The 15,743-nt window shown below is 43.8% G+C and carries 18 protein-coding genes; 4 read left to right on the plus strand and 14 right to left on the minus strand.

All coding sequences use genetic code 11. The features are described from left to right. Positions 1-3: 3 nt before the first annotated feature. From V756_RS0117375 to ltaS1, 6 genes are all read right to left on the minus strand, one after another. Positions 4-939, minus strand: a complete 936-nt coding sequence (locus tag V756_RS0117375) for a putative nucleotide-diphospho-sugar transferase (protein ID WP_024715788.1) — start codon at positions 937-939, stop codon at positions 4-6. Between the two features lie 14 nt (positions 940-953). Beyond that, entirely contained in the window at positions 954-2,117 is a 1,164-nt protein-coding gene (locus tag V756_RS0117380; RefSeq protein ID WP_024715789.1) for a glycosyltransferase family 2 protein, read from the minus strand. Between the two features lie 27 nt (positions 2,118-2,144). Continuing rightward, positions 2,145-3,056, minus strand: coding sequence for a glycosyltransferase family protein (locus tag V756_RS0117385; RefSeq protein ID WP_024715790.1), 912 nt, complete (start codon positions 3,054-3,056; stop codon positions 2,145-2,147). A gap of 23 nt (positions 3,057-3,079) precedes the next feature. Continuing rightward, a complete protein-coding gene (locus V756_RS0117390) occupies positions 3,080-4,048 on the minus strand; it encodes a GDP-mannose 4,6-dehydratase (protein WP_024715791.1) in 969 nt (322 codons plus the stop codon). 6 nt (positions 4,049-4,054) lie between these two features. Then, positions 4,055-4,819 carry a glucose-1-phosphate cytidylyltransferase gene (locus V756_RS0117395; RefSeq protein WP_024715792.1) on the minus strand — a complete coding sequence of 255 codons (765 nt, stop codon included), beginning with the start codon at positions 4,817-4,819 and terminating at the stop codon, positions 4,055-4,057. Between the two features lie 237 nt (positions 4,820-5,056). Then, positions 5,057-6,976, minus strand: a complete 1,920-nt coding sequence (gene ltaS1 / locus V756_RS0117405) for a lipoteichoic acid synthase LtaS1 (RefSeq protein WP_024715793.1) — start codon at positions 6,974-6,976, stop codon at positions 5,057-5,059. Between the two features lie 497 nt (positions 6,977-7,473). Here ltaS1 and V756_RS0117410 point away from each other — a divergent pair, with 497 nt between their 5' ends. Then, the gene (locus tag V756_RS0117410) at positions 7,474-8,538 is read left to right on the plus strand and encodes a DUF3900 domain-containing protein (protein ID WP_024715794.1); all 1,065 of its coding nucleotides are present in this window, start codon (positions 7,474-7,476) and stop codon (positions 8,536-8,538) included. Positions 8,539-8,668: 130 nt separating this feature from the next. Here the strand turns inward: V756_RS0117410 and V756_RS0117415 are convergent, their stop codons facing one another. The 4 genes from V756_RS0117415 to V756_RS0117430 all read right to left on the minus strand — a co-directional run bounded on the left by V756_RS0117415 (position 8,669) and on the right by V756_RS0117430 (position 11,590). Beyond that, on the minus strand, positions 8,669-9,358 hold the full coding sequence (locus V756_RS0117415) for a hypothetical protein (protein ID WP_024715795.1): 690 nt from the start codon (positions 9,356-9,358) through the stop codon (positions 8,669-8,671). Positions 9,359-9,642: 284 nt separating this feature from the next. Further along, positions 9,643-10,287 (minus strand): Bax inhibitor-1/YccA family protein, encoded by a 645-nt coding sequence (locus tag V756_RS0117420; RefSeq protein WP_024715796.1) that lies wholly within the window; start codon positions 10,285-10,287, stop codon positions 9,643-9,645. A 108-nt stretch (positions 10,288-10,395) separates the two neighbouring features. Continuing rightward, positions 10,396-10,563 (minus strand): YezD family protein, encoded by a 168-nt coding sequence (locus tag V756_RS01000000122710; RefSeq protein ID WP_014476089.1) that lies wholly within the window; start codon positions 10,561-10,563, stop codon positions 10,396-10,398. 154 nt (positions 10,564-10,717) lie between these two features. Further along, positions 10,718-11,590 (minus strand): STAS domain-containing protein, encoded by an 873-nt coding sequence (locus tag V756_RS0117430; protein ID WP_024715797.1) that lies wholly within the window; start codon positions 11,588-11,590, stop codon positions 10,718-10,720. Between the two features lie 195 nt (positions 11,591-11,785). On the opposite strand from V756_RS0117430, the gene V756_RS0117435 reads away from it, so the two are divergent. The 3 genes from V756_RS0117435 (at position 11,786) to hmoA (ending at position 13,177) form a co-directional block, all read left to right on the plus strand. Continuing rightward, entirely contained in the window at positions 11,786-12,292 is a 507-nt protein-coding gene (locus V756_RS0117435; RefSeq protein ID WP_024715798.1) for a hypothetical protein, read from the plus strand. Positions 12,293-12,385: 93 nt separating this feature from the next. Beyond that, entirely contained in the window at positions 12,386-12,748 is a 363-nt protein-coding gene (locus V756_RS0117440) for a VOC family protein (RefSeq protein ID WP_024715799.1), read from the plus strand. Between the two features lie 102 nt (positions 12,749-12,850). Continuing rightward, entirely contained in the window at positions 12,851-13,177 is a 327-nt protein-coding gene (hmoA, locus tag V756_RS0117445; RefSeq protein ID WP_024715800.1) for a heme-degrading oxygenase HmoA, read from the plus strand. 37 nt (positions 13,178-13,214) lie between these two features. Here the strand turns inward: hmoA and V756_RS0117450 are convergent, their stop codons facing one another. The 4 genes from V756_RS0117450 to cotJC all read right to left on the minus strand — a co-directional run bounded on the left by V756_RS0117450 (position 13,215) and on the right by cotJC (position 15,734). Beyond that, positions 13,215-13,910, minus strand: a complete 696-nt coding sequence (locus V756_RS0117450) for a DUF421 domain-containing protein (protein ID WP_024715801.1) — start codon at positions 13,908-13,910, stop codon at positions 13,215-13,217. A gap of 265 nt (positions 13,911-14,175) precedes the next feature. Further along, positions 14,176-14,448: a YesK-like family protein gene (locus V756_RS0117455; protein WP_024715802.1), complete on the minus strand. Its 273-nt coding sequence runs from the start codon at positions 14,446-14,448 to the stop codon at positions 14,176-14,178. A 52-nt stretch (positions 14,449-14,500) separates the two neighbouring features. Beyond that, positions 14,501-15,043, minus strand: coding sequence for a GNAT family N-acetyltransferase (locus V756_RS0117460; RefSeq protein ID WP_024715803.1), 543 nt, complete (start codon positions 15,041-15,043; stop codon positions 14,501-14,503). 121 nt (positions 15,044-15,164) lie between these two features. Then, positions 15,165-15,734, minus strand: coding sequence for a spore coat protein CotJC (gene cotJC / locus V756_RS0117465; RefSeq protein ID WP_003219494.1), 570 nt, complete (start codon positions 15,732-15,734; stop codon positions 15,165-15,167). Positions 15,735-15,743: the final 9 nt, after the last annotated feature.

The following is a 15,743-nucleotide window of genomic DNA, read 5'->3' on the forward strand; positions in this document are numbered from 1 at the left end:
TTTTTAATCCAGCTGTATAAAATGAGTGTCAGGCACTGCATGCTTCGGGATAAAGCCATCCGCAAAGCCGGGGAACGCCGACTGTATTTCGTCAATCCATCTCTTCAGACTTAAAATATACGGCATATAAATCATCTCAATTGTCGCTTCATCTTCAATCCGGTAGTACCAGCAAAGATTAAACTCTTTTTCCGTCACCAGTGTAAACCCCGAGAAATGATAGAAAATCAGCGGCGTTTCATCTAGATACACGCGCCCGTCCTTTTGCCCGACCTTATAGTTTTCGATATTCCAAAGCGCCGTATTGGCTCCGATTGATTTGACAACATGCACACCCTTGTACTGCGCCGGCCATGTCTCCACATATCTTTGATCGCCGTACGTCTTTCGTTCCGTATCCATCTCTACCGTACAAAAGGCAATGCAGTCCTGTCTCCACTGCCACACCGCTTCATAGGCTTCATCGGTATTCCCGGCACCGACAAAGCCCGTGTTATAACGGCCGGTCCGTTCATAATAGGACATGAACCGCGGCGAGTTGCGGTGATCAGTCAAATACAGAGAAGCCGTCGGGTTTTCTGCAAAAAGATGTGCCGGATCAGAAAAGAAAAACAGATCGGTATCCATATGGGCAAAGTATTCTGCGTCCTTCCACTTGCTCATGACATGGAACAAAAAAGCGGGCTTCAATGTCCAGCAATATTCATGAAACGTTCGATTGCTTTTCGCTTTCAGCAGCTCCGGGTCTTCCATTTCATGCAGCCGCACAAAGGTCACATGCTCCCATGGCACGTGCTGAAGCAATTCATACGCTTTCTGGTCGACACACAGCACATACAAATGAAAATCATCGCAATGCTCATGGAGAGAATGAATCATGGGCATAAGCTTAAAGATATGCGTCCTTGACACTATCGTTGAAAAATGAAATGTACTCACCATACCACATCCAATTATCTAAGATCCACGTGCAGCAAATCGTTGACAAGCGCATACAGCGCGTTAGCAAAATCGTTCACGCCAAGCTTCTTCTTCGCTTTTGGCAGAAGCTTGCGGACAGATTGCAAATCAAAGTTTTTCGCCGTCACCCTTGGGGCTTTCTTTTGCCAATCCGGATCAATGTTGCGCTCTTTGACAACATGGAGAAGCTCAAGAAACAGATTCAGCAGCATGTCGTATTTCTGAGATTCCAAAAGCTTATGAATATCAGTCATGATGCCGTTTGTCATGTCAGGCGGGAACGGCCCGTTAAAAGCGAGATGAACGTCTAAGGAGTTGATGTTGTTGTATTTATCGCACATATAGGCAATGTTTGCCCGAATATCGTCTACAGACTTACAATTGCTCGGGTGCTCCTGGTGAACACTGACAATGTCTCGATGCAGCCTGAACGTCAGTCCGGCCTGATGAAGCCTGATCCCGAGGTCATAATCCTCAAACCCGTACCGTACAATGCCTTCATCAAATAAACCGAGGCCAACCACATGCTTGCGTTTAACAGAGGAATTATTCGTGATAAAAAAACGCCATGGCATATGATAGCCTTTCAAATCATCTCCGTACTCATCTAAAATCCGTTTGAGCACGTGGATAAAGTCGGTATCGAGGTCAAAGCTTTTGTCCAGGAAGCTTCCGTTCTTGATATCCGCTTCATTCAGCAGCTTTTGTTTGTCTTTCTTCGGCATTTCGTCTACGAGCTTTGCGAGCTGTTCCTTATGTTCGTCTTCAAACCGTTCATAATAAAAACTGTAGATCCGTTTCCAAAACAAACCGCACACGACGAGATCCTCTTCATTCTCATGCGCTTTGATATGCTTTGCCACAAGGTCCTTTGCCGCAAGCATATCGCTGTCATGGAAAATCAGGATATCTCCTCTGGCATTGCGAAGCGCCTGATTTCGCCCGTACGCGATGCCTCTGTTTTCTTTAATCCGTATAAAAATCAGCGGAAAATCCGCTTGAAACGACTCAAGCATCGAGAGCGTCCCGTCTTCAGAGCCATTGTCCGCTACAATGACTTCAAATTCCTCATCGCACTCCTGCTGGTTTAACGACAGAAGGCTGTTATAGAGACGTTCCTTTGAATTATATGCAGGAATAATAACGCTTGCTTTCACTTCATTTCACTTCCTGTATTTACTCATTTATTTGTTGTCATCTTTTGAAGCAAAACCGTTAAATTCAGGGTCTAACGTTTTGATATGCTGAATGATATGCGGCAGTGTCTCTTGGTACAGCTCATGCACAAACGGCAGGTCTGTGCGGGTTGTTTCATGAATCTGTTTGATTTCATTCATGCTGACGATTCGATATCCGCTGAAATGGTAAAAGATCAGCGGGCTGCCATCCTCCAGAACGATCCGGCCATCCTTCCAGGAAAACGTGTGCTGACCGTAGTTCCAGTGGCCGATGTTCACACCGGGTGTCGTAATGTCGCACACATTCGGAAACAGCTCAGACATATAATCCAAATAGCCCTGATCGCCGAATTTCCCTTCACCCGGGGCATTTTTACATTCCTCAAGACAGCGATTCTTCCACCACTCCAAGCAATCCGTACCCGCATCATCATGCTTAAAGCTGATAAAGCCGGAGTTATATTTGCCTAAAAGCCGCTGCAGCATGTCAATCTGCTCTTTCTCAAAGGAAGGGATGACGATATCCCCCCGTGAAAGCAGTACCGAGCAGTCCGGCTGGTTTTCAAAAATTGGTGATGGATCTGCATAGAAAAAGAGATCCCCGTCAATATATGTCACACGATCCAGCTCGGGATTGCTGTTCAGCACCGCTTGCAGAAAGATCGGCTTCATCGTCCAGCAGTACTCGCTTTGATCTCTCGTTTCCTTGAGCTTCAAGAGCATTTCATTTTCAAGGGCGGCCACAGGCACAAGGTTCAGCTGCTTCATCGCAAGCTTCTGTAAAACGCGGTGCGTATCCTCATCCATGCACAGCGTAAAAATCGGACTGTCCTGATCAACTTGCTCTAACGACTTAAATAAGGCGACTGCCTGATATAATCTCCCTTTTGATAAAACGGTGCAATACGCGCTGGCCACAGTGATGTTCACCTCGTTTCACATTACTTGTTGAAGAATTCCGTATACCATTCGATCGTTTTTTCAAGTCCTTCATCAATGGTGTAGGCCGGGGTCCAATTCAGCAGCTTTCTTGCTTTTTCCGCGGATAAATATTGATGTTTGATTTCATTGCTTCCCTGATTCAGCACTTTCGGCTCCAGATCACTGTTCATTTTCTTCAAGATTTTTTCTACCAGTTCAAGTACGGTCAGCTGAATTTCATTGCTGAAGTTAAAGGCCTCTCCGGCAAGATTGTTTTCTTCCATTTTTTCTGCCAGAAGCAAATAAGCCTGAACGGCATCTTCAATATAGAAGTAGTCTCGGACAAAGGTGCCGTCGCTGCGGATTTCAGGCGCTTCTCCGTTCAGCACAAGCTGAATCGTCTGCGGAATGATACGGTTGAAATTCAAATCCCCGCCGCCATACAGGTTCCCGCAGCGCGTGATGCAGACCGGAAGCCCGTATGTGTGAAAATACGTGTGGCTGATCAGGTCTGCGCAGCTTTTTGAGACGTCGTACGGATGCTTGCCTTGCAGCGGCATATTCTCATCGTACGGAAGGTTTTCTTGATCGCCGTAAGCTTTATCACTTGAAGCGACAATCACGCGCTTGATTAACGGATGCTTCCGGCAGGCTTCAAGAACATTCCACGTGCCGAGAATATTCGCTTCAAAGGTGGAAATCGGGTTGCGGTTTGCCACGCCGACAATCGCTTGTGCAGCGAGATGAAAGACAGTATCAATTTCATACTCGCCAAGCGCGCGTTCAATGACAGGCAAGTCTTCAAGAGACCCTCGCACGACATTCATTTTCTTGATATGTTCCCCCTGATAAAGGTTGGATTGAGGCACATGATCCCTGACAAGTCCCGTCACGTTTGCGCCCTGTTCGATCAGCTCTTTCACTAAGTAACTTCCTAAGAGACCTGTACACCCCGTAACAAATACATTTTTATTTTTCCAGAAACTCAAATCAGTTCACCATACCTTCCATACTTGTTGTCCTTGATCCCACATCTTGTTGACTTCTAAAAGGTTTTTATACGTATCGATAGCCGTCCAAAATCCGTAATGGCGGTACACGGCAAGCTCTCCGTCTTTGGCAAGGTTCTTCAGCGGTTCATCTTCGAACATTGTGTTCCCGTTCTTCGGCAAATAATCGAAAACCTTGGGACTGAGAACGAAGAATCCGCCGTTGATGATTCCGTCACTCGATGTCTTTTCAGAAAATGTTTTCGCCATGCCGTCCTTCACCGTCAAGGTGCCGAACTGCGAGACTTTGTCAATGCCGGTGACCGTCGCGGCAGCACCTTTTTCCTGATGATAGCTGATGAGATGGAAAAGATTAATATTGGCCAGCCCGTCCCCATAGGTAAGCAGAAACGTTTCATCGCCGATATAGTCTTTTGCCTGCAAGATTCTTCCGGCTGTCAGCGTGTCTTCCCCTGTCTCCAAAAACGTGATTTTCCACGTTTCAGGCTGCTCCAGCATCTGCACCTCTCCCGTAGAACTGTCAAGAGTCAGGCTGTTGTGCTTCCATTCATAGTCGAGAAAGTATTCTTTGATTTTTTCTCCTTTATAGCCTAAAAGCAGAATAAACTCGTTTACTCCGTAGTACTGATAGATTTTCATAATATGCCATAGAATCGGTTTGCCGCCTATCATGGCGAGCGGCTTAGGAATGTCATTCGTAACTTCACTCATTCTCGTTCCTTTTCCGCCGCAGAGAATGACCGCTTTCATCTCTACCCCTCATCTCTATGAATATTGAGTTCGAAACCTGGTACATCTTTACAATCTATCAAGACGTTTCCCCGATAATTTGTCCGACTTCAATACCGGTTTCAAAATCTACTGTAATGATATGAGAGAAAAGCGGTCTTGGTGACCAAATGAAATCTATTTTTTCAAGTTGGTTATGTAACCAAAAAAAAGAGCCTTGAGCGAAGGCATTGCGCCCGCTCAAGGCTCTTTCTCGTCTTATTTGATTTCTTTTTCCCTGCCGTAATGATAATCAGATGGATCAACAGCTTTGAAATCGCTGAGTTTGTGGAATCTCAGCAAGTCTTTGTACAGGACACTGTCTGAAAGACTCAGCTGCTGGCTCACTCTTGCTTTCAGATTCTTCGTTTCTTCATTCGCTTTCAGTTTTTCACCAGTCTTCGTATCGTAAATGATATTATCGACAGATGTATACTTCGGCGTCACAAAGTCACCGTTTCTGAATGCCACTGTATCATCGTGGTCTTTAGAGAATAAATCAGTACCGAAATTGATATATTTCTGAGAATCAATTCCTTCTAAATGCAGAAGTGTCGGCGTGACGTCAACCTCGCCGCCATACGTATGGTTCACTCCGCCTTTTTTGCCAGGTACTCGGATCATCAGCGGCACGCGCTGGTTCTGCGCATTTTGATAACCTGTGATCTCTTTTCCAAGAATCTCTTTCATCGCACGGTTATGGTTTTCAGAAATACCGTTATGGTCACCGTAAATCATGATCACTGAGTTGTCATATAAGCCGGCTTTCTTCAGCTCTTTGAAGAATTGCTCTAAGGCCTCGTCAAGGTAACGGGCTGTCTGGAAGTAGCTGTCGACTGTGTCATCACCGGTTGTCGCTTTTTTAAGAGACGCATCTTTTTCATCCAGATTAAACGGATAATGGTTTGTCAATGTAATCAAATGCGCGTAAAACGGCTGTTTCAGAGACTCAAGTTTTGGAATCGATTCTGTAAAGAACGGTTTATCCTTAAGTCCCATGTTAATGACATTTTCATCTGACATATCATACGTGCTTGCGTCAAAGAACTTGTCATAACCGATATGTTTGTATATCTGGTCACGGTTCCAGAACGATTTGTAGTCACCATGCAGGACAGCGCTTGTGTAGCCTTCCTTCTGGTCTAAAATTGCAGGAAGCGACTGGTATGTGTTTTCGCCTTTTGTCACAAACGCGGAACCTTCTGGAAGCCCGAAGATCGAGTTATCCATTGTCAGCTCGGCATCAGATGTTTTTCCCTGGCCTGTCTGATGGAAGAAGTTATCAAAATACGTCACATCTTCCCCGCCGTGTGCGAGTTTATTCAAGAACGGCGTCACCTCTTCACCGTTCAGCTTGTAATTAATCAGGAATGACTGGAAGCTCTCCAGGTGAATCTTAATGATGTTTTTGCCTTTGGCAGAGCCGAAATACTCGGCATTCGGTTTCGCATAATGAGACGTCGTATAATTCTCGACGCTTGTTAAGTCATCACTGCTCGCATAGGCTCTTTGCGTTTCCGCTTGAGCCGTCTGCACGCCGTCATAAATGGTGTAATTGTAAAGACCTATATATTTGACAATATAATTGCGGTCAAACGTTCTTGTCAGCAGCTCCGGACGGTCTTTTTCCGCAAAGTGCAGGTTAATGAAAAACAGTGCGATCCCGGAAAGGATCACTAAAGATGCAAAACGTTTTTTCATTTTGAATTCTTTTAATTCTGGTCTCCAGATCAATACCGCAATTAAAATAATGATATCTAAGAAATAGAAAATATCATGTCCGGCCATGATACTGAAAATCCCGTCTCCCATGTTTCCGACGTTGCCGGACTGTTTAATGTTCGGGAATGTCAAGAAATCGTCAAAGAAACGATAGAATAAAATATTTGCGTATAACACAAATGTCATGATGAAATCGATAATCAGCATGATAATGGCTGATTTACGCCCTTTCGCAAGCAAAGCCAGTCCTAAAAAGAAAACGGCGCTTGAGAATGGGTTAAATATCAGGAGGATCTCCTGAGTTGTGCCTTTTACCCCAAGATTAAATTCAGTCTTGTAGGATAAATACGTTTTTGCCCAAAACAGTATAACAGCCAGCACAAAAAAGCTAAGTTTGTAAGAAAAAAGTTTCTTCATGGCAACCTCTACTTTCTTAAATCACTTTAAGTCTTTATTCATATTTACCTGCTCTTTATCCTGCCTTCCAATTCCTTCTTTCAAAAAAAAATCAAGGCATCACACAACAAATAAATACACCGGGCAAGCCGGAATATTTATGTTTTGCACCATACCATTTGTATTACATCCATTTCAAACCAAACACTGGACGAAAGAACCCTTCGTTTCGTTTCACATTTTTTCTCGGAAAATAAAAAAAGAATTTCTTTTGTCGTGTGTGCAGGGGAAAAAAGAAATAGATACTGAGTATAAGAATAACATAAACTAGCAAAAACGAAAAATAGGTTTTGCAGACAGTTGGGCGGACTGTGGTTATTGTATGCGCGGATGTTTAGTGTGATCACCATTTTTTAAAAAGGGCATGGCTTTGTCCACTTATTCCCTGATTGACGTACAATCATCGTTTTTTCTATACTTGAGAAGCTGTACAATACGTGAATAAGGTGAGTTCATATATGGATTTTGAAATTCGGTTTTTATCCTTTTATGTCATACAGGTGGAAGGCAAGGATGAGCAGGCGAATAAGCAGTTCAAGCATTTTCAAACCCTTGATACGGCTGAATTTGAAGAAAGCGAGCTGAAGGATTTTCTCGACGGAGAGCTGAAAAAAATCGTCAAACGGAAAGCCGAGCGCCATCCGCAGTCTGAGCAAGTGCCGACAAAAATCGGCCATTTTATCGTCGAACCCGGCCACGAGCTCGATTCCAACCCGAATTACAACATGTTTAACCGCGCGCGTCTGGCGGAAACAAAAGAAGACTTTAACGAGCTGAGCGAGCAGTTCGTCCGCACATATCTCGACACGAGCGCCGTCCGCGGCGGCGTGTTTCTCGTCGCCTCAGCCGTGCCGAGAAAATACTTCGACGAGTCATTTGTCTTCATTATGAAATGTGATTTTGAGCCGAAGGTCGCCCGCATTTCAGACAGATCTTCTCTCATTAAAAAAGTCGAAATGGCGATCACGACAAAAAATATGAAAAGCATTCAATACCCGTACATGCCGGAGGAAGGAATGGTTGAGGAAGGCGAGCTGAAAATCCACCAGGCCTCGCACGCACGCTATTTTGAGGACTTTCTGAAATTTGTCGAGTACGGAGAATCGATGCCGGAAATCATGAAAAACCAGGTCATGAATATGGTGCAGGAACACGTCTACGAGACATTTGAAGACAACAGCGAAGAACTCAAGCAGTTTGAGCACGATATCGAAATATGGGAAGCAAGCGAAAAACGGGAAATCCAAGAACGCCTCGACACCCATCAGGTCATCGAAGCCTCCGCCCAAATCATCGAGCACACGCCAGAGGCCCAGCTGAAAATGAAAGTCGGAGAAACAGAGATTAAAGGGTTGCTAGCGGATTTTGGCGACTCAATTCATCTCGCAAAAGTAAACGGACGCTATGTCGCGCTGATTGAAGCCGAGACGATTTCGTTTGAGAAGGGCAGTTCGCCGGTGGAGTTTTATAAGCCTGAGGGGCTGCATGAAGTGATTGAGCGGATACGGAATAAAGGGATGTGAGAGGAGTACTAAGTACTTCTCTCTTGTTTATAGAAATGTAGTTCAGTTAGTAAGACCATATTAAAGATTTTAATATGCACATCAAATTATTTACACTTATTTCATCCAATATCTGTTAATGTAGTTATCATCAGAAAAGTTTCCCTATATTGGTTAAAGCTTTTATTAGATTAAATGTCTTTCCAACTATATTATCAGCTGAATCAAGTATAGTTCCTGCCCTTCCGACTTTTTCCATTGCGGTATCAAAAAAGTCATCTTTTTTTGGAAGCTCTTTATCATTCTCTAAACCATTTCCAGATTCATTAACTGCATAATTCTGAGCTGATATTTCTTTATTTTTTTCTGACTCAAGTCTCTTTTCATATAATTCATTCATTATCTTATATTGAGCTTGCTCTCTATAAAATTCAAAATTTCTTTTTGGTAACTTTATGTATGTCTCAAATGTGCCATTTTCTATCAGTAGTTTTGCTAAATCAATTTCAGAAGTCACTCTTTCGGCAATTGTAGACGTTCTTTGAAAACGCTGATTCTCTAATAAGAAAATTCTAAACGAATAAAAATCGACCATATTATTACAATGCAGAAAAACTTCGAACTCAAGTTCCATTAGCCGCTTTCTCAAATATGCAGGTAGTTTTAAATAAACTACTTGAAGCTTATTGGAAAGTTGAAATAAAGTAGGATGATTAAATACATACTCACTATCTTTTAGTATTCCTCCCTTTAAATACTCCATAAATGCCTTAAAATATTTCTCAAATACTAGTTCAAATTCCTGAACCTGCTCTAATAATACATCTTTATGCTTTTCCATATTTCCCCCTCATTCTTAACAATTTTTTCGACATTAAGCGAACCTGTTTAATTACTTAATAGACTAATATCTTCTTTATAACTATATCACCGATAATAACCATAAATTTGATTATAGTATAACCTAATAAATCATCATTTTAATTCCTTAAATATACAAAATAAGAAAAGTCCAGAATCCCTTCTGAACTTTTCCTATTTAATCTCCTTCTCTCAACACCGCCCAGCACTCCCAATAACTCTCCACCTGCAAAAAGCGCCTATCCAAAGACAGGCGCTTTTTCATTAATCATCACTGTTCAAAATGCCGAAGAAGCGAAGCAGGTTGATGAACAAGTTGATAAAGTCAAGGTACAGCGATAATGCCATAACCGGAATTAAGTCTTCCGTAATATGGCGGTGTTTGATTTGATTCAAATCATACAAAATGTAAAGGGAAAAGACGATGGTTCCGATCACGGAATACGCCATCATCGCCGCCGAGTTTAACGGGCTGAAAATGTTGAAGATTCCAACCACTGCCAGCGCGATCACCGCGACCAGCAGAAATGACCACAGGAAGGATAAATCCTTCTTCATCTTTGCGCCGATTGTACCGAGAACGGCAAAAATGACAAATGTAGAACCAAACGCTTCAAGCACGACATAGGCGCCGGCGATGGAGGCGTAGTGGCTGACGATCGGAAATAACGTAATGCCGGAAACTAAGGCGAATGTATATACAAACGCGTACCCGACCGCTTTTCTTCTGCGCATCCAGAAGGCCAGAATAATCATCCCCACTTCTAGAATAGAAAGAGGCAGCATCAAAGCGACAGGAACAAATTGGCCGATAAAAAGACCGACAGTCGCGATCAGCAGTGTGAAGACAAAAACTGTCAAGATGCGCTGCATGATCGATTGCTTATTCTCGTGAACTGTAGCTTGCATATCAAAAATCCTCCTAAAAAATGATCTTAAAGGTCTATTATATAAAAATTGGATGAAATATGTATATGTTTTAAGGAGAATTTAATGAAAACAAGCACCCATATGCGATCACTTTGATTCTTTCCTTTTCAGCGAAAAACGGTGCTTTTCTATTTTTTCAATCTGGGTCACCTGAGAATCATGAACTGTAATCTGAACGGTACCGAAATCGAGCGTTTCCAGCGAACTGATTATTTTTTCAATCACTTCCGGATCGATAGTTGATTTTGAAACCAAAAGACCTTCCCCCTCGTTGAATATGTTTTAATTCACAGTATTCTTATAAGAATTATAATATTATGTTTTTTTCGATAAATCAATGATGATTTCTGTTTAAATCAAAAAGGCATATGATCACCCGTTGGCGGACAATCATATGCCTGAAAACTTCCTATTTGTTTCCTTCCAATTCTTCAACAATACAGCGGACACCCATGTTTTCTAATGCCTGCTTCAGCGTGCCGTACGTTTCATATTCACTGAAATCAAGTCCCAATTGAATGGATGTCTGAGCCACATCCGGTCGAATCCCTGAAAATACAGCTTTGATGCCTAGCAAGAAAAGCGTTTTTGACAGGTTGTACAATTGCTGCGCCACCATGGTATCCACAATTGGAACACCCGAAAGATCAACGACAAGGCTTGTGATTTTTCTCTCGATACAGCGGACCGGCACTGTTTCCAAAATGACCCGTGCCCGTTTTGTATCAATGGAGCCGATAAGCGGTAATATCCCGATTCCATCTGCAACGGAAATCACCGGGCAGCCAAGCTCCGAAATCAGTTCCTGCTGAGATGTGAGCCTCAGCAGCATAAATTTTTGATACTGCTCGGAAAACTCAATAATCAGCTTATCGAACGACTGATTGACAATGCGGTTCCATCGGTCGGCATCCTCATTTGTGACAATCTCCTGATTCTCTTTGATAAACGAAACGACCGCATCCCAGAAGGAGATTCTGGAATTTGATATGGCTTCCACGACCTCATGAACTTGAACATCCTGCTCTACCCTGTTTTTCGCAACGTTTTGCGCCCATTTTGTCATGTTTTCTTCAAAATCAGTTTGATCCTCCAGAAATGCGCTTGCGATTGTTATATTGGTAAATGTATGTTGCTCGGTTAAAAGCGTTTTCGTTTCTTCACTTAATTGGTCGGCGGAATATAGCTCTCCTTTTAGCTGGCAGCGCAAACTGAACCATTTCTCAGTAATATCCGCAGTGTTGTCTATGATATATTGATATAATAATTGATCGATATTCACGGTCTGTCTCCTTTTTTGTAATAGAAGCACTTTCATTATAAAATGATAAATCGAAATTGTGAATAAGACTAGGGAAAAATCGAATGATTCTGCTCTCAGAGCGCATTCCAATTTCACCCATAGGCCAACGCACAAATAAAGTCCCTTCGCATAAACTGCAAATGTATAGTTTACAATGAGAAAGGACGTTATCACATGTATTATGTTGATCCTTATATGTTTGACAGTCAGTTCTATGAGCCGTGGCCTGTTTTTGAATATGAATACCGTTATCCAAATGGTTTTGGTTCTCCATGGCCTGGCGGCAGCGTGGTGCCGGGGATGGGCGGCGGCGTGGTACCAGGGATGGGCGGCAGCGTGGTGCCAGGGATGGGCGGCGGCCCTGCTCCCGGCATGGGCAGCGGCGCTTCTCCGGGCAGCGTCAGTGCGCCGCAGGGACCTCCTCCTTCCCAAATCCCAGCGAAACCCCAAAAACCGTTGGGCCCTCAAGGAGCCGTTTTATTGGTGGAACCCGTCACCATTCGGCCCTGCCTCTTCCGGTTTACCTATGTTTGGCTAACCAACGGACGCTCATTTTGGTTCTACCCGATTACCCTTGGCAGAAGATCCGTCGGCGGCTTTTATTGGGATGCTTCACGGCGCCGCTGGGTTTATTTCGCCTTAGACACAAATCGGATCGATGTTGTGAGCTGCTCATTTTAATCGAAAATCAGCCGGTTTCCCGGCTGATTTTTTATGTTGCTTTTGCCGTAAACAGGTTATATTATAACTATCTTTCAAATTGGAGGTTTCTCTATGATCAAACAAATTGGCACTGTTGCTGTATATGTAGAAGACCAGCAGAAAGCGAAGCAATTTTGGGCGGAGAAGGTTGGCTTTGATATTGCGGCAGACCACCCGATGGGACCTGGGGCAAGCTGGCTTGAGGTTGCGCCAAAAGGAGCCGAGACCCGTTTAGTTATTTACCCGAAAGCCATGATGAAAGGCTCTGAGCAAATGAAGGCTTCGATCGTGTTTGAATGTGAAGACATCTTTGGTACATACGAGAACATGAAAGCAAACGGTGTGGAATTTCTCGGTGAGCCCAATCAAATGGACTGGGGCACTTTCGTTCAATTTAAGGACGAAGATGGGAATGTGTTTTTATTAAAGGAATAAACTGTTGCGCACGGCGATTCGATTCGCCCTGCACTCCCTTTGACACTGAGAATGAATTTCATTTACAATTATTCATATATGAGAATGATTGGAGAGAGACAAATGTTTGTTCAGTTGAGAAAAATGACGGTAAAAGAAGGCCATGCAGATAAAGTCATTGAACGTTTCAGCGCTGAAGGAATCATCGAAAAACAAGAAGGCTTAATTGATGTGACAGTCCTTGAAAAGAACGTCCGCCGCGGTGAGGAGGAAGTGGTAGTCATGATTCGCTGGGAATCTGAAGATCACTGGAAGCAATGGGAAAAAAGCGATGCGCATATCGCCGGACATAAAGCGAACAAAGGCAAACCAAAGCCTGACTATCTGATCAGCACTGAAGTCAGCATGTATCATGTACGTGCTGTCAAACAAGGGACATACAATCAATAAAAAGCTTGCGCCTTGCCGCAAGCTTTTTTTATGAGCGTCATGTTGATCTGCTTTGTTCGTATGTTACGGTATACAGCGGTTTATTTTTGTGCCATTCTGCAAATAACACGTCCTCCGTCTTATCAATGTTCTTCTTGTTCAATTCCTGCTTCAGCCACTGTTCATCCACACCCGCTTCCTTCAGATTATCCTGGACGATTTCTCCGTCTATGATCAAAGTGATCGGCAGTGAGACGGACTTCTGAGGAATCTGCAAATCCTTATTTGTCGGTTTGTCAAAGTCGGATTTTGGGAGCACGCTGATCATCCCGTTTGTTTCGAGAATCGCATATTCTACCTCTTGAATCGAGAAGCTCCCCGCTTGCCTCAGAAGGCTTTGGAGCTGGTTAATGTCCATCTTGTTTTTCTTCAATACTTTATATTGAAGTTCCCCTTTGCGAATGACAATATTCGGCTCACCCTCCAAGAACTTTCGTGACGATTTCATTTTTTGCGTAATAAATTCAATAATATAAATCAGCACACCCCACAGCAGCGAAGCAAAAATAATTTCTTTGATCTTGATTTCATGATCGTAGACGGCATTTCCGACCAATTCCCCTAAAATTAAAGCAGAAATAAAGTCAAACGGTGTAATTTGAGAAAATTGGGTTTTTCCCAGAAGTTTCAAAATGATAAATAAAATGCCTAAACCGCATATCAGTTCCACCGCAACACTTAAATAATTACCCATATTGATAGCACCTACTTCTTGATAATACTATCAGTATGGTCAACGATCGCTTTTCTAAACCGGAAAAGCTCCCCTGCTGAAACAAGCAGTACGTTCAACGTTGTATTGTCCTTTGACACATAAAAAGCCGCTCTGCATCACTGTGACAAACGGAACCATCAGGGAAATCGCTTTCTTTTTTAAAAGTATTATGTACTTCTCCTTTCAAAAGAAAATCCCTGCCGCTCTGTGAAACATTCGACATCCTGAGAGACAGCCTCACGCCTTACTTTTTTATGTATGGCAGAATGGCCCTTCCGATCAAATATCCCGCAGCCGCTCCGCAAATAACATTGAATCCGAGCATTCCGAGCCCAGCCCCCTCCCAGCCGCGTACATACACGAGGCTGTACCAGATCGCAAGCATACCAAGGACAACCAGCCCGGCCAACATCCATTCCGGCCATCTCCTGCTAGGAAGCTTCTTCCGTAAAAAAACAGATACGCCAGCGAACAGACAAGCCGTGACGATCCCTGTTGCAAAAATAATTGGCCACATCGCCAGCCCTCCCTTTTCTAAAAAAGACAAAAAAGCCTCCTGCAAAGGACGCTTATTCTGCCGAAATCTCCTTCTCAAACAAATGATATCCGGATGCATCAGCACCCATAAATTCATATCCCATACGCCGATAAAAGGAGTGCAACGCGTCATTATCAGCGACACAGTCAAGCCGGATCCGTGTTTTCTCCGGAAAGTGTATACCCGTCTCTGCCCATTGAAGAACGCGCGCGCCAAGCCCCTGCCCAGCAAACCGGCGGCTGACCGCGAGACGGTGCAAATACATGGACTCCCCATGTCCATCCTCTCCCCAAAGCTTTCGGTCCCACTCGCTCGGTTCCGTCAAGAGCATCACGACAGCCGCAAGCTCTTCGTCTTTTTTAAACACAAACACTTGTCCGCTTTCAATCGAACCCGTTATATCATGTGTATCCTGGCCTTCCAGCAGTCCGCTCCATTGTGTTGAACCTCGGTACCGAAGCCATTCAGCTGTTCGGACAAGCAATCCCGTAATCGCTTCTGCATCCTCATACACGGCCGGACACGCGCGAATTCCGTCAGTCAGCATTTCATTCGTAATCGTAAAAGATGACATAAAGGCCTCCCAATCAAAAATAAGCTTGCACACACCTTGATTATAATGCAGACCAAACCGCAAAAACAGACCATTTTCTCTGTATGTAAAAGGGTGTATGAAAGAGAGGCCAATCTGCCTATTAGAAAATTTTCTTTTTATCCCGCTCTTCTTTTAAAATCTCAACCGCTTCTCTGAAGCGCATGGAGTGCACAATTTCACGCTCACGCAAAAAGCGCAGAGAATCGTTCAAGTCAGGGTCATCCGAGATATCAATCAGCCATTGATACGTCGCCCGCGCTTTTTCTTCTGCCGCAATGTCTTCGTATAAATCAGCAATCGGGTCGCCCTTCGCCTGAATATAGCTCGCAGTAAACGGAACCCCAGCCGCGTTGTGATAAAAAAGCGCGCCATCATGATTGGCGTAGTGATCGCCAAGCCCCGCTTCACGCAGCTGCTCAGGCGTGGCGTCTTTCGTTAACTTATAGACCATAGTCGCAATCATTTCCAAATGGGCGAATTCCTCCGTGCCGATATCCGTTAAAAGTCCGATGACCTTATCAGGAATCGTATAACGCTGGTTCAAATACCGGAGCGCCGCGGCCAGCTCGCCGTCCGCTCCGCCATACTGCTCAATCAAATACTTCGCCAGCGTCGGATTGCACGTACTGACTTTGACAGGGTATTGCAGCTTCTTTTCATACACCCACATTCAGGCATA

The sequence above is a fragment of the Bacillus tequilensis KCTC 13622 genome (assembly GCF_000507145.1).
Lineage (GTDB): Bacteria > Bacillota > Bacilli > Bacillales > Bacillaceae > Bacillus > Bacillus tequilensis.